This window comes from Bifidobacterium thermophilum (genome assembly GCF_037482445.1).
GTDB lineage: Bacteria > Actinomycetota > Actinomycetes > Actinomycetales > Bifidobacteriaceae > Bifidobacterium > Bifidobacterium thermophilum_B.
On sequence record NZ_JBBHLY010000001.1, the window covers coordinates 427725 to 446543 of the forward strand.

Annotated in this window: 11 protein-coding genes; 1 reads left to right on the forward strand and 10 read right to left on the reverse strand. The window is 61.8% G+C overall.

Annotation, left to right across the window (positions count from 1 at the left end; genetic code table 11):
• Window positions 1–555: 555 nt before the first annotated feature.
• The 6 genes from rplL to WD012_RS01815 form a co-directional block, all read right to left on the reverse strand.
• A complete protein-coding gene (gene rplL / locus WD012_RS01790; protein ID WP_015451001.1) occupies window positions 556–939 on the reverse strand; it encodes a 50S ribosomal protein L7/L12 in 384 nt (127 codons plus the stop codon).
• A 112-nt stretch (window positions 940–1051) separates the two neighbouring features.
• Window positions 1052–1573, reverse strand: coding sequence for a 50S ribosomal protein L10 (rplJ, locus tag WD012_RS01795; protein ID WP_044279687.1), 522 nt, complete (start codon window positions 1571–1573; stop codon window positions 1052–1054).
• Between the two features lie 231 nt (window positions 1574–1804).
• A complete protein-coding gene (locus WD012_RS01800; protein ID WP_339562070.1) occupies window positions 1805–2938 on the reverse strand; it encodes a class C sortase in 1134 nt (377 codons plus the stop codon).
• 245 nt (window positions 2939–3183) lie between these two features.
• The gene (locus WD012_RS01805) at window positions 3184–5025 is read right to left on the reverse strand and encodes a SpaA isopeptide-forming pilin-related protein (protein ID WP_339562071.1); all 1842 of its coding nucleotides are present in this window, start codon (window positions 5023–5025) and stop codon (window positions 3184–3186) included.
• Window positions 5026–5240: 215 nt separating this feature from the next.
• Window positions 5241–9764, reverse strand: a complete 4524-nt coding sequence (locus WD012_RS01810) for a SpaA isopeptide-forming pilin-related protein (RefSeq protein ID WP_339562072.1) — start codon at window positions 9762–9764, stop codon at window positions 5241–5243.
• Window positions 9765–10246: 482 nt separating this feature from the next.
• On the reverse strand, window positions 10247–11641 hold the full coding sequence (locus WD012_RS01815; RefSeq protein WP_339562073.1) for an NCS2 family permease: 1395 nt from the start codon (window positions 11639–11641) through the stop codon (window positions 10247–10249).
• A gap of 332 nt (window positions 11642–11973) precedes the next feature.
• Here WD012_RS01815 and WD012_RS01820 point away from each other — a divergent pair, with 332 nt between their 5' ends.
• Window positions 11974–12954 (forward strand): endonuclease domain-containing protein, encoded by a 981-nt coding sequence (locus WD012_RS01820; RefSeq protein ID WP_339562074.1) that lies wholly within the window; start codon window positions 11974–11976, stop codon window positions 12952–12954.
• Window positions 12955–14410: 1456 nt separating this feature from the next.
• Here the strand turns inward: WD012_RS01820 and pstB are convergent.
• From pstB to pstS, 4 genes are all read right to left on the reverse strand, one after another.
• Window positions 14411–15190 (reverse strand): phosphate ABC transporter ATP-binding protein PstB, encoded by a 780-nt coding sequence (gene pstB / locus WD012_RS01825; protein WP_339562075.1) that lies wholly within the window; start codon window positions 15188–15190, stop codon window positions 14411–14413.
• A gap of 57 nt (window positions 15191–15247) precedes the next feature.
• Complete coding sequence (gene pstA, locus WD012_RS01830) at window positions 15248–16261, reverse strand: phosphate ABC transporter permease PstA (RefSeq protein WP_339562076.1); 1014 nt, start codon at window positions 16259–16261, stop codon at window positions 15248–15250.
• A complete protein-coding gene (gene pstC / locus WD012_RS01835) occupies window positions 16258–17211 on the reverse strand; it encodes a phosphate ABC transporter permease subunit PstC (protein ID WP_339562077.1) in 954 nt (317 codons plus the stop codon). The genes pstA and pstC overlap by 4 nt, the downstream gene beginning before the upstream one ends.
• Window positions 17212–17401: 190 nt before the next feature.
• Window positions 17402–18535 carry a phosphate ABC transporter substrate-binding protein PstS gene (gene pstS / locus WD012_RS01840; RefSeq protein WP_339562078.1) on the reverse strand — a complete coding sequence of 378 codons (1134 nt, stop codon included), beginning with the start codon at window positions 18533–18535 and terminating at the stop codon, window positions 17402–17404.
• Window positions 18536–18819 lie beyond the last annotated feature (284 nt).

Here is an 18819-nt window from a genome sequence, read left to right on the forward strand (position 1 = left end):
CGCGGATTCGGCGCTGTTCTCCCAGTTCCGGCTTCCGGGGCGATTTTCAACAACCGCGGGATTTCAACGTTCTTGTTGGGAGATTATCCGCAGTGGCACGGGATTTCCCTAAACTCCCACGGATGCCGCGGGAGTTTACAGCCGAATCATGCAATCCGCCGAGTTCTCCCGCGATGCCCGTCACCAAGGAGCCCATCACCATCCACACGCGACACAACATCGCCCCCGCGCATGCCACGACATACACCACACGACAGATCGCCCCCGACACCACGGCCAAAAGCCGGGTACCGCCGGACCACGCATGCCCGGACATACACAACGCGTCAGACAACACCCGAAAACACCGACCCCCACGGCGATACCCCCCAATCACGCATGCCACCGCACACACACAACCCGACAGACAGCACCCCCGACAGACAGCACCCCCGACAGACAGCACCCGAGGCCGCCGCCGGCACAATAAAACGACCCCGACCGTCCACGGGGGACAATCGGGGCCGTTACGCTCAAACAAACTCAAGCGGTATGATGCGGCTCAAGCCGCGATCATTACTTGAGCTCGACGGTGGCGCCAGCCTCTTCGAGCTGCTTCTTGGCCTTCTCGGCGTCTTCCTTCTTGGCCTTCTCGAGAACCGGCTTCGGAGCCTCGTCCACGAGCTTCTTGGCGTCAGCCAGGCCGAGGTTGGTGATGGCCTTGACAGCCTTGATGACCTGGATCTTCTTGTCGCCGGCGGAGGTCAGGACGACGTCGAACTCGGTCTTCTCTTCCTCAGCGGAATCGCCAGCGGCCGGAGCAGCGGCAACGACGGCGGCGGCCGGAGCGGCGGCCTTGACGTCGAACTCATCCTCGAAGGCCTTCACGAACTCGGAGAGCTCGACGAGGGTCATTTCCTTGAACGCATCCAGGAGCTCTTCATTGCTGAGCTTAGCCATAATGGCTTCCTTTCAATCATGGCAACGGGTTGGTTTTGGGTTGGTGTCCCGTAGCCTGCATCTTTTCTTATTGGTGAGATACCGATATCGTGACGGGCGAACCCGCGCGAGATCAGGCAGCCTTTTCCTGCTTCTCGCGCAGAGCGTCGATGGTGCGCACGGCCTTGGTCGGCAGTGCGGTGAACAGGTACGCAGCCTTGGACATGGTGCCCTTGATTGCGCCGGCCATCTCGGAAAGCAGTTCCGGACGAGACTTGAGGTCTGCCAGCTGCTTTGCGCCCTCGGCGTCGTACACGGTTCCGTCGTAGAAACCGCCCTTGACGATAAGGGCCTTGTTCTTCTTGGCGAAGTCACGGAGGATCTTCGCACCGGCAATGGCGTCGCCATTCACGAAGGTGATGGCGGTCGGACCGGCGAGCAGCTCATCGAGCCCCTCGATACCGGCTTCCTTTGCGGCGATGCGAGCCAGCGTGTTCTTAGCCACAGCGTAGGAAGTATCGCGGCCTAGCTTTTCGCGCAGCTCAGAGATCTGCGGAACGGTAAGCCCGCGGTACTCGGTCAGGTAAATCGCGTCGGCGTTACGGAACTTGTCCGTAAGCTCGGCGACCACCGCTTCCTTTTCGGGCCTCTTCATGGCGTTCCTTCCTAAGTCAACCGTTGACGTTCGAAACCGATCCACCAATCCGGGCAATAAAAAAGCCCTGCACGCAGGCAGAGCACGCATGCCACCGTGGTGGCTTTCTGTTCAACCTGCGATGGCTTGGCGAACCAATTTCGGCGGCCTTGCGGCCACACCAACGGTCTGTGGTTTACAAGCGGTTACTGTACGCGACGATGCGGACTAGCGGGACGCCGGCGTGTCGCGTCAGAAGCCGTGACGATTGGTGGTGTGTTGGATGGGCATCCAGCGGTTGTTGCGGTGCAGCACCGTCCAGCCGATAAGGGTGATGCCGACGGCGGCGGCGGTGACGATGATGCCAAGCAGGCGGGCGTCGCCGCGGGCGTCCTGCGGGTAGGGGGCGGGCACGGGCATGCGCACGCGGTGGCCCGACACCAGCAGGCGATGCGTGTTGACGCCGTACGGCGTGCAGGTCATGAGCGTGACCCGGTCCTCGCCGGGCCTGATGCGCAGATACCGGTCGCCTTCGGTCGGCAGGATCACGGTGATCGAATCCACCTGGTAGGCGAGCGTCTCCCCCATGACCTTGACGTAGAAGTCGTCGCCCTTGTTGAGCTCGTCGATGCGGGTGAACATGAGGGCGCTGACCATGCCGCGGTGCCCGGTGAGCACGGCGTGCGTGTTCTTGCCGCCGACCGGCAGCGACGTACCGTACAGGTGACCGGACCCGCGGTTCAGGGAGTTCGCGCTCGTGCCATGGTAGATGGGCAGGTTCACGGAGATCTTCGGGATGACGATCGAGCCCATGATGCCGTCGTTGGACGCGTTGAGCAGGCTCATGTACGTGGCGTCCTGCGCTGACATCGAATCGTTGTCGTCGTTGGTGGTGGAGCGGCCGGAGTCGGTGGTGAACGGGTCTTGCGCCTCGCCGATGGTCGGCTGGCCGTCGGCGGCGAGCTTCCTGTTGTAGGCGCGAGCCGCGGCAAGCGCTTCCTTGGCTTGGGGGTAGGGCCAGCCATTGACGTTCTTGTCGACTTGAGCGGCGAGCTGCGCCTGATGCTGGTGGTCGATGAATTGCAGCGCATACGGGTAGCCGATGATGGAGATGCCGACGATGGCGCAGATGATGGCGATGGCGGTGAATATGCGCGCCTGCAGGCGTGCCGACCGGGCCTGGCGCATGCGTTCGGCGTGGTCGGGCGCGAACAGTTCGGGCATGGTGCCCGGGTTGGGGACGAATGCCGTGGCACCGGATGATGCCGCGCCGGATGGCGAAGCCCCGGTTTGCGTGTTGCCAGCTGCGGATGGTGTGTCTGGGCGGCTGACGCTGCTGGCGTCCTGCTGATCCGTGGTGTGACCGCGGTGTTGGTTGTGTCGCATTGCCGCTCCTTCCGCTACAACCTTACCGTATGGTGACGGCGAGCGACATCAGGCAACAACCCGCCACCTTCTGCCGACGGTGAGCAGCGCGTCAGCGTCTGCAGAGGCAGGAGGGAGAGGAAATGCGTGGAGCCCTGCGGCCGGGGATGCGGGGATTCCGTATCCGGGGCCGCAGGGCTCCACAGGGAGTATGGCACGGGGGCGCTACACGGGCGCCGGGCGCGCCGCTACCGCGTCATACGCGTTCAGGCCAGACGGGAGGCCTTGCGCGCGCGGACCGCGAACAGGGCGGCCAGCGCGACAATCGCCACGCCGATCACGCTGAAGAACGCGATGCCCGCGGCACCGGTCTTCGGCAGCTGCGTGATCGACTTCACGTTCTTCACCGTCGCGGTCGACGTGTCCGGCGCGGCGGTGGACGTGGTGTCCTTGGTGACCAGCTTGTTCGCGTCCAGCGTCGTGTACGTGTACGTCAGCGTGGTCAGCCAGTCGTCACCCGACTTGGACGGGCGGGTCGTGTTCTTGTCGTCGTTCGTGTAGTGCTCGGCGATCGTGACCGTGTAGGACGGCAGCGCGCCCTGGAAGAAGCCCGCCGGGGCCTTCGTCTCCTTGACAGTGTACTTGCCCGCCTTCAGGCCCTTCACGTTGATTGCGCCGGTGGTCTCGGCGGACACCAGGGTGCTCGTCGCGCCCGCCGCGCCGGCCTTGGCGGGCGTGTACGTGCTGCCGGACTTGGTGAAGTACAGCAGGGTACCTGCCTCGTTCGAGATCTGGAACTCGGCGCCGGCCAGCGGCTTGTTGTCCTGGTCGACCTTCTTCACGTTCAGGTTGAACGAGTACACGTTCACGACCGGGCCCGGCACCTTGTTCTGCTGCGAATTGTCCTTCGGGTTGTTCGAATAGTTCAGCGTGACCTTGTTCGAGTTGCCTTTCTTATCCGCGCCGGTCTTGTCGTCCTCGTTGTTCACGGTGTCGGTGGTGGTCGCGTCCGCGGACAGCACGCCCGAGACGACCACGTCAATCACGTCGCCGGCCTTCCAGCCGGTCTTCGCGCCATCGGCACCGTTGACCAGCCGCTTCAGGTCCACGGTCACCGTGTCCGTGCCCTCGCCGGTCACCTCATAGTCCGTGCCCTCCTGCAGGTCGCCGATCGCGGTCGTGGAATCCTTCACGGACACGACCTGCGTGCCGGTGAACTTGCCCGCCTCGAACTCGTCGACCAGGCTCAGCAGGCGGGTCTTCTGCTTGTCCTGCAGGGTCGGGTCGGCCTCGTAGCCGCTGTAATCCGGGATCTTCGTGGTCAAATGGAAGTACACGGTATCGCCGATGTTGTACGACGGGGTGTTGTCCGCGGTCGCGCCGGTACCATCCGTCACGACCTCCTTGCCCACCGGGAGCGTCGTGTTCTTCATATCGACCTCGCCCACGCCGGTCGGCTGCGTCTTGATATCGGCGTTCGCGAACTTCGTGCCCACGAGCATCGGCACCGACTGCGTGCTGTTCGAATTGTCGGTCTGCGCATACGTGTCGACCACCAGGTACAGGCCCTCAGGATCCAGGTCCGCGGTGAACTTGCCGTCACCCGCGGTCAGGGTCTGCGTATTGGACGGCTTCCACGAGCCGTCCTTGATCTTCGCGGCCAAAGCGTCCGCGAACTTGCGTTCCGCGGCCGAGGCCGTAGCCGTGCCAGCCGTGTAGCCGAACGGCGTGTCGGCGCTCTGGCCGGTCAGCTGCTTGAGGCCCTCCTCCGCGATCGTCGCGGAACCCGACGCCGAAGCCGTCACGCCCGCAGCCGTCAACGCGTCCTCCACGGCCGACTCGTCAGCCGACGGGACCACGTACTTGAACGTATCGAGATCCAGCGAGCCATCGGTCTTCGCCGTGTAATCGCCGTTATACGCGGCCACCAGATACGCCGTCAACGCATGCCCCGCGGTACCGTTCGACGCGTTCACCGTCAGGCTACCCTTCTGGGTCGAGGCCACCGGGCCCGCGGCCTGCGCGGACGTGGCGCCAAGCGCCAGACCGCCAACGGCCATGGCCGCAGCGGCCACACCCGCGAAGAACCTCTTCAAAGAAGTCTTCATGATCTTTCTCCTTCATTGTGTTTGCGTGCAGAAGGTTGTCCTTCTGCCCCTTCCCGACGCGTGTTCACACACGAGACTGGAACAATCTGTTGCATTATTTGCCGACTTCGACGTGGCTATACACCATGTTATACCCCCGCCGCGGCAAGGGGAGGCAATTGAAACGCCTGCAATCAGCTGATTGCCGGCGTCCCGGCATGCCCCCCCGGTCACGGTCACCTGCGCCTGCGACGCCGCGCGATGCCATACGACACCGCTGCCACGCCGAGCACGACCAGGCCCGTTATCACCACATTACGTGGAGTCCACTCACCTCCCGTCAATGGTAGAGATGTGATGGAAGTCTCATTCTCGATGGAACCCAGGTCGATATCCAACGTGGTACGGTCCATCGAATCGGACTGCGAAGCGCGCACGATGGTGAACCCGTAAGTCTTAGTCGACAGCTGGTGGCCGGCAGGCGCCTTCGTCTCCTTGAGCTCGTACCTGCCCCACGGAAGGTTCTTCAAGGTGATTTCGCCCTTGCCCGGGTTGGTATCGCAGTTCCACCCTGCGCATGTATTGGTTGCCGACGTGGTGTCGATCCAATCAGTGACGGTCTTTTTGTACTTCGGGGTGTTGGGTGCATAGTCGGGGTACAAGGTCAACAGCCATTCAGACCCGTCCAGTGCATCACCTTTCTCGTCGGTCTTCTTCCACGTGACCGAACCGGTCATGCCCATGTTGAGAATCTTATTGCCATTCCCGTTGAGGTCAGTGAAAGAGCTGTCGATCTTGACCGCCGTGGAGGCGTCAGTGGTCACCGTGAAGGTGTATTTGGTGTTGTCCGCCAGCTGGTACAGGGTCGGGGCCACCGTCTCCTTCAGCGTGTACGTGCCGACAGGCAGGCCCTTGACGCTGATGACGCCATCCGCACCATCCGCATCCTGGTATGCGGTCGTGTCGCCGACGCAGCGCGAGGGATCGATCTGCGCGTTGTTGTCCGCGAGGCAGAACACGTCACCCGACGCATCGGTGATCTTCCATTGCGAGCCGGAAAGCTTGCCGGAATGACTGGGGTCGTTCGCGTTGCTGCCGTCGACCTTGTACCATGTCACCACGGTCTGGGTGTCGGGCACCTGGAGCACGCCGTCGGCGTCCACGAGGCTTGCGACGCCGTTATCCCAAGTCACCTTGCCGTCTTCGACCGTAAAGGAATACGACGTGGCGTTGAGCGTATACCCCGTCGGTGCGGTCGCCTCTTTCAGCGTGTACGTGCCGTCGTCCAGATCCTTCACGGTGAACTTGCCGACGCCGCTGTCCGTATCTTCCAACGTGTCGGTGTCAGCGGCCAGTCGCAGGGCCGGCTCGGCACCGTCCGTCGTGGTCCTGACCACGGCATCCGAGGCATGCGACGTGCCGGTGCCGGTTGACAAGGTCTTTCCCGTCGCATTGATAACGGTCCCGGAGGTCTTCGCCGCGGCCGTAGTGGTCGAGGAACCGACCAGGTCCGAAGTCACTTCGGTCGGGCAGCTGGTCCCGTCCGGGGCGCCATCCGTCGCCTTGCCGACGCCCACGGTGATGGCGGATCCGCTGGTGAACGAGAAATTCGCGTTGCCGGTGGCCTTGTACCAGCCCGCCGTGCTGTCGTTCGTGTTGTTGTTCGAGAACAGGAACTGCTTGCCGGAAGTCGCCTTGTCGATGATGGCGTACACGTAGTCGCCGCTGCAGGAGGCCTGCTTCATCTTGACGTAGTTGCCGACAGTCAGCCACGTGCCGTCGTTCTTCTGGTACTTGAGGTAGACGTCACCCGTCCAACCGGACTCCGTGTGATGGAAGTAGACCACCATCTTGGAGCTGTCGACATCGATGACGGTGACATGGAGCCTGACCGACTTGTTGCCCGCTGTGGCAACCACCGTGGTGCTTCCGGTCTTCTTCGCGGTCACCAGACCGGAGTCACTGACCGTGGCGATGTCGGGATTCAACGCGGACCAGCTGGTTGCCACGGTGTCCGGGTCGGCGGTCGCTTGGAACAGTTGCGTCTTGTTGACGAACATTTTAACGTCAGCCTCGGCGCTCACCGTCTTGTCTGCGTCGCCTGAGGCTTCGGCCACGGTGGAACCGCCGCTGGTCACCGTCAACGAATTGACATTGACGGCGTTGACCGTAACAGTCACGCTCGAGCAGATGCTACTGTTCGTAACCGAACAGGCCGTAATGCTGGATGTCCCGGCCGCGACGCCGGTGACCACGCCGTCGGTCACCACGGCGATGTTGGTGTCGGACGATTTCCATGTCACTTGCTGGCTCGCCTCAGCTGGGGTCACGGAAGCTTCCAGGGTGATGGTCTTGTACGCCTCGACCTGCACACTGCCGCCACCGACCGTGGTATCGCCCTGGGTCAGGGTTATGCCGGTGGCCGCAGTGGTGTTGTCGTTCACTGTCCAACTGGTGGCTGTACTGGCATCGGTTTTCGTGAGGGTCCAGCTTGATCCGGCAAGTCCGGTCTTCGAGCTGTCGTCCTTGGCGTATTTCATCCAGCTGACGCTGCCGCCCTTCTTCTTGTCGCCGATCGCGTAAGCGGTACGGCCGTCATCAGCCGTGACGGAGTGCATCATCTGGTCATCGGAAGCAGTGATTTCCTTACCGTCCTTGTCGTACACCCTCGACGTCAGGAAATTAACGTTGGCATCCCCTTTCTGCTTGGTCTGAACGGTATAGATGTTGGTGTTGAGCTGGTAACCTTCCGGCGCCGTCGTCTCTCTGATGTAATAGTTCGCGTTCGGCTTGAGCCCTTTGACGATGACCTTGCCTTCCTCGGTGTTCCAATCGTTACTGCCGTTGTCAGTCACCGAGATGATGGCCTTGGTGCCGCTCTTCGCGTCATCGAGTGAGCCGTATACGCTCCACGAGGCTCCCGAAAGCAACGTTTTGTTATCCGAGTTGTCGACTTTGCCCCAGCCGATGGCGGAGCTGTCCTGCGTGTAATACGCGTTCCAGGGCAGGTTATGGCGTTCCTGGTCCATATCGATGACCGAAGCGGAGTTGCCGCCTTCGAAATTGGTGAACTGGGAACCGTCGGAGTACTGCACCTTCGTGGAGTTGTCCATCTCGAAATCCCCACCCACATACACGCGGCCGTTGGTGGACACATGCGACTGGAAGCCGCCGTCGGGCACGTAAATACTGCCGATCCACGCCGCCGCAGGGTCGTCGCTCGTGGTCATCTGCCTGGAGGTTCCCTCGACACCTGTCTTCGATTTCACCGTCTGGTTGCCGGTGCCTTTGCCGCCGCGGATGGTCAGCTGCGTGGTGTACGGGAAGTTCCAGAGCACCTGCTGGGCACGCTTGGCATACATGTTAGGGTCGTTATCGCTGTCCGAGTTGGTGTAGGAGTAGTACCCGCCGATTTCCGTCACGTCGGAATCAGTAATCGAGGAGGTGGCGTCGCCGCCCCACCATATGCGCCAGCCGTTGTTGAAGTCCACGGTGTTCGTGCTTGTTGAGGTGCCGTCATCGTTGACCACGTTCACCACCACGGATGCGGTGTCGGGGATGTTGCGGAACCAGAAGTCGACGCCGGAGTATGTGCCGTTCGACAGGTCCGAGGCCTTGACGTCGAAGACCTGCAGGGCCGATTCGCCATCGCCGGTCAGGGTGATGAGCTTCTCGTTCACACCGCTGGTGAATTCGAACTTGTAGCTGTCAACGGTCTGGGTGTTGTAGACCTCATGTTTGAAGTAATCGTACTTGTACCGCGTCAGGCCGCTCGCGTCCGGCGCACTGCCCGTGGTGTAGGTGCCATTGGCGGTGAAGCCGGTAAGGTTCTGTGATTCCTTTTGCAGGGTATCGGTGCCGAAGTTGGCGTATTCAACACCGTTGATCTTGAAGGAGTTGGCGGGGTCCTCAAGCGTGTCCCAGCTGCCTTCCATTCGAGCGCCAGATAGCACCCTGGCCAAAGAGGTGTATTTTGGCGTTGTAGAATTGCCCCATTCACGGGAAACCGATGAATCAGACGGTACCGTCGCCATGTATCTGAATTCTCGACCACCGCTAGGGAAACCAACCCAGCCACCGCCATAGTTGTTGGCCTGTCCGGTTCCCCAAGCCGCAACATCAGTGTCACTGCTGTTCATCAGCTGGGTGATGTCAGACTTGTCCAAACCGTGCACAGCCAGCACACTGGCATCTTGCTCAATACCCTCACCATCCGTATATGTTTCAGCGGGACGGAACTGGGAGCCGAAGCCCACCACGCCGAAGCGGAAACCCAGGCCGCCCCAGCTGTTTTTGACCTGCTTCATGACCAGGCGCCCATCAACCAAGGTCAGACCCTCGGCCTCTGCCGCATAGGATCCGGTGATACCGGTAGCACTGTTGAGATTCTTCTGCACCTCAGCGGAATTCGAGCCGATCTTCTCGCCGACGTACATGTTGCCGCCCACATAGGTGGCGACGCCGGTATCCGGGTCGTTCGTCGTCGTAACATTGTCGCCGAGCGACAAGGTCTTTGGCGGGGATATGGCGCCGTCATCGGTGATCGAGTCATCCCAAGCGCCTCCTGTGAGCGTGGAATCACCCTTCGCGGTGAACGCCACCACATACGACAACATCATGGCCGACGCCACGCATACCGCCGTGGCGATGACAGACAGACGACGCGCGGATGTGCGCAACGCCACCCCATTGCCGTGCGCATACCTGGACGCCCCGCCGCCACTGTGCTTCGGAGCCCTCGCCTTCCAAAGCTTCACCATGTGTCACCTTCCTCATTCGCCTGCCGGATACCGGCCAGACGGATACATCTCACGCGCGGCACCGGGTCAACCGCCGCCCGACAAACCCAAGGAGGGAACCCCCTTGGACATAGTTCCGCACTATCGTCTAGTATAGCCGAGTTCCACCTGCCATGGTGGAGTACAGCACCGGGCACTTGCCGCGTTTCCACGTCGGAGCCCCTGTCGGATGATTTCCGTCGAACGTTTGACATCAATCATGCGGCGGGCTCACCACATCGTTGTAGCGTACAGGGAAAAACGACACGCCGGCACCAGCCGGACCCCCGCGATATCCCCCACGGCGAATCCTCCACCGCGGCACACCATGCCCGTGGCGCACCCTCCCCACGGCACACCACCCCGCGGTATAGCATCCCTGCGGCATAGCGAACGGGGCCGCCGCAACGCGACAGCCCCGCAACACCCCGGCAGACACCCGCCGGCAATTCACCGCCCTACGGTCAGAGCACCGCCATGCAGACGAAATCAAGGATGAACAGCGCAGAGACCACCCAGATCACCGGATGAACCTCCTTCGCCTTGCCCTTGCAGGTCTTCACGATGCAGTACGTGATGAAACCGCCGGCGATGCCGTACGAAATCGAGTAGGAGAACGCCATGAACACGGCGGCGAACAGCGCCGGAATCGCGTCATCGATGTTGTCCCATGCGATTTCCTTCAGGCTCGCGGCCATCATGCAGCCGACAATCACCAGCACGCCGGCCGTCGCGGCGGACGGGACAGCGGAGATCACCGGGGACAGGAACGCGGACAGGGCGAAGCAGATCGCCACCACAACCGACGTCAGGCCAGTGCGGCCGCCGGCGCCGATACCAGCCGCGGACTCCACATAGGTCGTCGTGTTCGAAGTGCCGAAAATCGCGCCGATCGACGTGGCGATGGAATCGGCGAACAGCGCGCGATCCATCTTCGAGCTGAAACCGGAGCCGTTCTCCAAGGCCTTCTCATCCTCGTCGGAGAAGATACCGCTGCGGCGTCCCGTACCGATGAAGGTGCCCAGCGTGTCGAAGGTGTCGGACATCGAGAACGCGAAAATCGTCACCAGCACCAGCGGGATACGCGCCGGGTCGGAGAACAGGGCCGGGAAGCCCTTAGCGCTGAAAATCGCGCCGAACGTGGTCGGCAGCTGGGAGAAGGTCTCGCCGATCGACACGGAATTCGACATCGTGGTCAGGCCCATCGGGATGCCGATGATCGTGGTGATGATGATGGTCAGCAGCAGGCCGGCCTTCACCTTGGTCACCGTGAACACGATGGCCAGCAGCAGGCCGATGAGGAACAGCCACAGCGTCGGGTTGTTCAGCGTGGCCAGGCCCGGGGTCGCAGCGGTTGCCAGACCCTTGCCCGCGGACTTCGTATCCTTCGGGGTGAAGGTGATGAAGCCGACATTGAGCATGCCGACATACGCGACGAACAGGCCGATGCCGCCGCCGATCGCGTGCTGCAGCACCTCAGGAATCGCCTTGATGATCATCTTGCGGATCTTGGTGACCGTGATGATGATGTTGATCAGGCCGCACAGGAACACCATGCACAAGGTCTCCTGCCATGTGAACTTCAAGCCGAAGCACACCGTATACGTGAAGAACGCGTTCAGACCCATGCCGGCGGCCTGCGCGTACGGGACATTGGCGAACAGGCCCATGACCAGCGTGCCGATGATCGCGGCGATGATGGTGGCGAGGAACACGCCGCCCCACGGCATACCCGTCTGGCTCAGGATCTGCGGGTTGACGACGATGATGTACGACATCGCGAAGAACGTGGTCAGGCCGGCGGTGATCTCGGTGGATACCGTGGTGCCGTTCTCCTTGAGATGGAAGAACTTCTCCATGGGTTCTGCTCTCTCCTTGATTGCTTTGATTGCTTGGCTGCCAGGCGACGGGCGGCGGGCGGACGCCACGAAAGCGCGCCACGCACCCGGTCCGGCAGACGCGTTCACCATACCATGTGGAGAAGTCATGAAGACGACGGGGCGTCTTCCGACCACATCAGGCGGGCACGGTGGCCTCGCAGCCGAAGCATCCGTAGCATACGGGTACCGCATCAGCACACGCCGGAACGCAGCGGCGCAGAACAACAGGACAACCAGCGGAACAACCAACAGAACAACCACAACAGAACAACCACAACAGAACAACCACAACAGAACAAAGGAGCGCCAGCATGGCCATCAACGGACAACACCCCGCCCAGCACACACAAAGCCTGCGCGAACAACTGCAACAACGCAGCGCCACCATACAACAGCAATGCCTGTCACTGCCGCACCACGCCGGTACGCGCCTCGTCTTCGCGGCAGCGACATCCCTGGAAATCCAATGCGTCCCCACGCTTCGCAGCCACGGCGACACCACGCTGAGACTCCTCGAAGCAGTAAGCCTACCAAGCCAGCCACGTGCACGAGGCACCGGAATCAAAGAACACCGATGGCATATCGGCAGCCCGGCCTCAGTAATCGCACACCACAACGGCCTGCACACACTCGACCCGATCCACTCATGGGCGCAACTCGCCACACAGCGCACACTGGAAGAACTCATCATCATCGGCGACGCCATCGCCACAACCCTGGCAGGCGGCAACGCGCCACTGAGCCGCGAACTGGCACAACGGCTACACGCCACACAAGCGCGACTGCAAGCCAGCCAGCCACAGCAGCGGATTCCAGCACAGACGACAATCATCGAAACCATCCGGCGATTCGCCGACCGGCAGGAACGATACCACGGGAAAAAGGCGTGCATCACAGCCGCACAATACATAGCATGCGGGTCAATGTCCATGCAGGAAACACGCGTACGGCTCGCACTGGTCCAGCACGGGCTGCCCCTGCCCGAATGCAATCACGAAATCAGCCATCTGGCCTTCAACTCGGGAATGCCGTTCACGCTTGACCTCGCATGGCCCGCGGCACGAGTCGGCATCGAATACGACGGCGACCACCACCGCACCGACCGCAGGCAATGGCGCAACGACCACGCGAAACGCAACCGCCTGCAGCAGCACGGGTGGCACATCTTCACCATTGACGCGGACACGATCAACACCGTGGACGCCCGGGCGCACTTCGCGCTCAACGTCGCGCGAATACTCGACCAGCGCGGCGTTACGACGGCGTTCCGGCCGGTCGCGCAGCCGTTGTGAGGGGTGGAATGTGGAGGTTGGGGGGCGGGAGTTTGGGGCGGATCCGCAGGACAGGGGCAAAACTCCCGGGAGTTTAGGCGCCCGGGCGGGGATCGGCCCTGATGTGACAAGAAGAACGCCGGAATACCAACACGACCGGAATCAGACCCACGGGAGTTTACGGACGAATCAGCGAATCGGACGAGAAGTCCCGCGACAACATGGGAGAACCCAGAGACGGATCCCGAGTGACGGCTTTCATCCGGGAAGCTACGCGCCGATGCGGGGCATGGCAGCGGACGACGACTGATAGACTACGAGCACCAGTGCGGTCAACGCGCCAGCGATGGTGATGCGCGAGGGGCTGGCTGCCACACAGGCCAAGACCCACAGGACTCATACCCGCAGGCAGACCGGACACGGCAGATACATACTGAACTATGCGGGGCAGACACCCACAGAGCGGATCCGTGCATGACCGATAGCTCATGGGCGGTACGGGGCTGATGCATGAATAGGCTGAGGCGGGCGGGAATCGAACATGCGCGGAGGAGCAGGCGGAGCTGATATGGAGGGAGTCGGAAGATACCGGAGCGGGAGATTAGGGCGAATCCGCAGGACAGGGGCAAAACTCCCGGGAGTTCATCCAGGACATGAGGATTCACAGGAAAAGTGACACAGAAAACGTTGGAATACCAACACGACCGGAATCAGACCCACGGGAGTTTACGGACGAATCAGCGAATCGGACGAGAAGTCCCACAGCAGCAAGGGCTGGTCAGGGTCAGCCCCCGCATCCGACAAGTCCCCGGCGACTCGGGCGAGCCAGCATCCCAGAGCCTCACGGCTGCATGGGACATTGCAACCGCACGGGATAGACACGCGCAGAACAGCAGATAATCGCGGGCGCACGGACACCGGAGCGGGAGTTTAGGGCGAATCCGCAGGACAGGGGCAAAACTCCCGGGAGTTCATCCAGGACATGAGGATTCGCAGGTAATGTGACAGAGAAAACGTTGGAATACCAACACGACCGGAATCACGGCCGCGGGAGTTCACGGTCCTAACCGCATATTACGCAAAAAGTCCCACGGCGGCGCGGAAGAACAGGGCGGAATCAAAAGAACACGCATAAACTCCCGGCGGAGGGACGTCAGGTACGGAAGATTATTACGGATTGGCGGGATAAGCGATACACTCCCATGAATCGGTACGACACAGCAGACGACCGGCGCCAAATCAGATGCAGGATGAAAGCCGACAACGGATACACCCCGCGCTCACGCACGGGGTAACATTTCCCGACCGGCCGAAACCGGCTTGCGACAGCCCACCGGGCCATCGCCACGATTCGGCTGATAAATCAGCCTCACGTGCAATAGCTGAGCCCCGCGATCACGCGCGGGGCCAGATTTCCGGCCGGCTGAAGCCGGCTTGCGACAGCCCACTGGGCTGTCGCTACGTTTTGGCTGATATATCAGCCGAAACGTCCCGATACATACCGTTCGGCTTCTTCGTTTTGGGGGTTGTTGAACATCGTGGTCGTGTCGGCGAAATACTCGAGGTGACCGGGTTGGCCGACGGCCTTCAGGTTGAAGAACGCGGTGAAATCGGCGATACGGGCCGCCTGCTGCATGTTGTGGGTCACGATCACGATCGTGTACTCGTTCTTCAGCTCGTTGATCAGATCCTCCACGGCCAGCGTCGAAATCGGGTCGAGCGCGGAGCACGGCTCATCCATCAGCAGCACCTGAGGGTGCACAGCCACAGCGCGCGCAATGCACAAGCGCTGCTGCTGGCCGCCAGACAGGCCGATACCAGGATTGTCGAGACGATCCTTGACCTCATTCCACAGGTTCGCGCCACGCAACGCCCACTCGACCAGATCATCGGCGTCCGACTTATTGAGATGCTTGTTGTTGAGCTTCACGCCGGCCAGCACGTTCTCGCGGATCGACATGGTCGGGAACGGGTTCGGGCGCTGGAAAACCATGCCCACATCGCGGCGGACAGCCACCGGATCCACATCCTTGTCATACAGGTTGCGGCCCTCCAGCAGCACCTCGCCCTTGACGTGAGCGCCCGGGATGATCTCATGCATGCGGTCGAGCGTGCGCAGCACAGTCGACTTGCCGCAGCCGGACGGGCCGATGAACGCCGTCACCTTATTCGGCTCGATGTTGATGTTCACATCCTCCACGGCCAGAAAATCGCCGTAGTAGATGTTCAGATTCTTGACATCAATACGTTGTCCCATTGTTTTCCTTCAATAGTTCCGACAATTCCAGAACACGGATACGCCGAAGCGTCCACGTCAGCGTTCAGCCTTCACCGCGAAGACGCGGGCGACCAGACGACCGATGAGGTTCAAAATCAGTACGATCACGATGAGCACGAGAGCCGCAGCCCACGCACGCTGCATCGGGATGTCGGCGACACACGAGGCGCCCGCGGACGCGGGGCACGCGACCTTGAGCTTGCTGTACTCCTGGTAGACGTACACCGGCAGCGTGGTCATCTGCCCGCTGAACAGGTTCACGTTGGTCGTGGAGATGTAGCCGGCCGTCATGAGCAGCGGGGCCGTTTCGCCCACCACGCGCGCGATCGCGAGGATCACGCCGGACACGATGCCCGGCAGAGCGGTGCGCAGCACGATCTTGGTAATCGTCCGCTGCTTGGTCACGCCCAGCGCGTATGAGGCCTCACGCAGATCGTTCGGCACGATCTTGAGCATTTCCTCACTGGATTTGACGACTGTCGGGATCATGAGCAGCGACAATGCGACCGAACCTTCGAAGCCGTTGAACGTGCCCGGGCCCACGAGGATCGTGAACATCGAGAACGCGAACAGGCCGGCCACGATCGACGGCACGCCGCTCATCACGTCGACCAGCAGGCCGATGGACTTGGCGAACTTGCCGCCACGCGAATACTCGATGAGGAACACCGAGCACATGATGCCGATCGGCACGGAAATGACCAGCGCGCCGAGCGTGATCTCCAGCGTGCCGATAATCGCGTGCTGGATGCCGCCGTACCCGCCGGACGCGGTCGGCTGGCCGCCGATCACGCCGGACATGTTGTACGACAGGAAGTTCAGGTTCAGGCGTTTCACACCGTTGGCGATCGTCGTCCACAGCACGGAGAACAGCGGGATCAACGCGACAATGAACGCGACCGAGATCAGCGCCCCCATCGCCACGTCCTTGCGCTTGCGCCGGGCGATCATCGAGCGCGTGGGCTGGAACTTGTCGAAGTCAATGACCGGGGCGTCCTTCATCAACGACTCGCCGGCGGCTTGCGCATACTCTTGCGAAGCAGTCATCATGCACTCACTTTCTGCGTGATCTTACGGGCGATGAAATTGACGATGAACGTGATCAGGAACAGCACGAGGCCGGTCGCGATCAGCGTGGACACGCCCAGGGAGTTCGCCTCAGGATACTGGGCGGCGATATTCGCTGCGATCGTCTGGTTCCGCGAAGCCTGCAGGATCTTGAACGAGTAGTGCAGGCCCGGCGACAGGATCATGAGCACGGCCATCGTCTCGCCGAGGGCGCGGCCCAGGCCGAGCATCGACGCGGACACTACGCCCGACTTGCCGAACGGCAGCACCGCGAGCTTGATCATCTCCCACTTGGTGGCGCCGAGCGCCAACGCCGCCTCCTGCTGCAGACGCGGGGTCTGCAGGTAGACGTCACGCGCCATGGAGGTGATGATCGGCAGGATCATAACGGCGAGCACCACGGCCACCGTAGCGACCGTACGCGCCGGGTTCGCGGCAGGCCCCTTGAACAGCGGGATCCAGCCGAGATACTTCGCCACCCAATTCCAGAACGGGTAGATGGCCGGGACCAGCACAATGCCGCCCCATAGGCCGTAAATCACGGACGGAATCGCGGCCAGCAGGTCGACAATCGTGCTCAGCGCGGTCGCCAGGCCCTTCGGCGCGTACTGCGAGATGAACAGCGCGATGCCGACGGACACGAAGAAGGCGATGAGCAGGGCGAGCGCCGCGACCAGGATGGTACCGAACGCGAGGGGCCCTACATACTGCCAGAAATTATGCGCCTTACCGCCGGTGAACGACTCGATGGTCGCCTTGTTGGCGTTCTGGTCGCCGCCAATCAGCGGCCAGGCGCGGAAGAAGAGGAAGAGAAAGACCGCGGCCAGGACAACAAGAATCAGCGCGCCGCACGCGAATGCGACCCATTTGAATATCTTGTCCGCTGATTTGCCGCCGACCGGTTGGTCGAGGGTGGATTTCTCGGAACTCACAGGTTCTCCTTATGGGCTTACGCCCGGGTCACGGGCACATGGTGGAACCGTCTTCAGGCCGCGCCCCGGCTGGAAGCCGGGCCGCGGCCTGAAATCGTTTCATCATTCCATTTTCGATGATACCGTCTGACGGGCGAGTGGCGGTTCGCCCGGGTTGCTTACGAAACCCGGGCGAACCGTACCGGGCAGGTCACTTGGTCTCGATCGCGTCGATCGACTTGGTGACCTTGGCGCGCAGCGTGTCGCTCATCGGGGCGGAGCCGGCGTTGTCGGCGGCGACCTGCTGGCCGTCCTTGCTGACCACGTAGGTGAGCCAGGACTTCACGAACTTCGCGGTGTTGGCGTCCTTGTAGGCCGGGCACACCACGTCGTAGGAGACCAGCACGACCGGGTAGGCGCCATCCGTGGTGGTGGTGTGGTCGAGCTTGACGACCACTCGGTTGTCGCCCTTGGCGGAATCGTCGAGCGGGGAGGCGTCCACGACCTTGGCGGCGGCCTCAGCCGAATACGGGACGTACTTCTCGCCGACCTTCACGGCGACCGTACCCAGATCGCCGGCCTTGGAGGCGTCGGCGTAGCCGATCGTGCCGTCGGCCTGGCTGACGGTGTTGATCACGCCATCGGTGCCCTTGGCGCCCTGGCCGACCTCATTCGGCCAGTTCTCGCTCAGGTCGTAGCTCCAGGCATCCGGGGCGACATCCTTGACGTAGCTCAGGAAGTTCTTGGTGGTGCCGGACTTGTCGGAACGGTGGACCACGGTGATCGCGGTGTCAGGCAGGTCGACCTTCGGGTTCTGCTGCTTGATCGCGTCATCGTTCCACTTGGTGATCTTGCCGTCAAAGATCTTGGCGATGGTCTCGCCGTCGAGGTTGAGGTGCTTGTCCTTGCCGGAGATGCCCTTCAAGTTGAACACGATGGCGATCGGGGAAATATAGACCGGGACGTCGAACGCGGTGCCGGAAGCGCACACGCTCTTCGACTGGGAGACCTCGTCATCGCTCAGCGAGGCGTCGGAGCCCGCCCACGCGGTGGCACCGGTGAGGAAGGTGCTCACGCCAGCGCCCGAACCGCTCGGGTTGTACGAGATCTTCGCGTCAGGATTCTGCTCCTGGTAGCTGGCGATCCAGGCCTCGACGGCGGACTGCTGCGAGGAGGCGCCGGCACCCTGGAACTCGCCGGAGATCTTCTCGGCGGACGATGTGGACTTGCCGGCGGCGCTGGAGCTACCGGACGCAGGCTCGTTGTTTCCGCAGGCGCCAAGTGCCGCAAGCATGGCGACACCGGAAACAGCAGCGATGGAACGTACAAGCAAATTCTTTCGCATGTCTTCAAATCCCTCTGAAATCACATCAGGCGGGAATCCCGCCCTGTGCCTCGGGGCCGCAGCCCCGCATCATAAACATGGCACCTTTCCATTCATGACACTTCAAGCGTATGGGAGATTACGGGGGCTGCGGACCAATTCAGGTGAACGGAAGATGAACTCTTGTCGATTTCACAGGTGGGTGCGCAGGGCCGCGCCCCTTTTACGCGCTCCGCCTTTACCTTCCACCGACACTCACAACCTCCCAGCGTCGGCAGAAACAGGGGGGGGGTGTCCCTATGTAA

Bases quoted from the DNA above. Each gene is read 5' to 3' on its own strand.
- rplL (WP_015451001.1), bottom strand. From the start codon at position 939: ATGGCTAAGCTCAGCAATGAAGAGCTCCTGGATGCGTTCAAGGAAATG.
- rplJ (WP_044279687.1), bottom strand. From the start codon at position 1,573: ATGAAGAGGCCCGAAAAGGAAGCGGTGGTCGCCGAGCTTACGGACAAG.
- WD012_RS01800 (WP_339562070.1), bottom strand. From the start codon at position 2,938: ATGCGACACAACCAACACCGCGGTCACACCACGGATCAGCAGGACGCC.
- WD012_RS01805 (WP_339562071.1), bottom strand. From the start codon at position 5,025: ATGAAGACTTCTTTGAAGAGGTTCTTCGCGGGTGTGGCCGCTGCGGCC.
- WD012_RS01810 (WP_339562072.1), bottom strand. From the start codon at position 9,764: ATGGTGAAGCTTTGGAAGGCGAGGGCTCCGAAGCACAGTGGCGGCGGG.
- WD012_RS01815 (WP_339562073.1), bottom strand. From the start codon at position 11,641: ATGGAGAAGTTCTTCCATCTCAAGGAGAACGGCACCACGGTATCCACC.
- WD012_RS01820 (WP_339562074.1), top strand. From the start codon at position 11,974: ATGGCCATCAACGGACAACACCCCGCCCAGCACACACAAAGCCTGCGC.
- pstB (WP_339562075.1), bottom strand. From the start codon at position 15,190: ATGGGACAACGTATTGATGTCAAGAATCTGAACATCTACTACGGCGAT.
- pstA (WP_339562076.1), bottom strand. From the start codon at position 16,261: ATGATGACTGCTTCGCAAGAGTATGCGCAAGCCGCCGGCGAGTCGTTG.
- pstS (WP_339562078.1), bottom strand. From the start codon at position 18,535: ATGCGAAAGAATTTGCTTGTACGTTCCATCGCTGCTGTTTCCGGTGTC.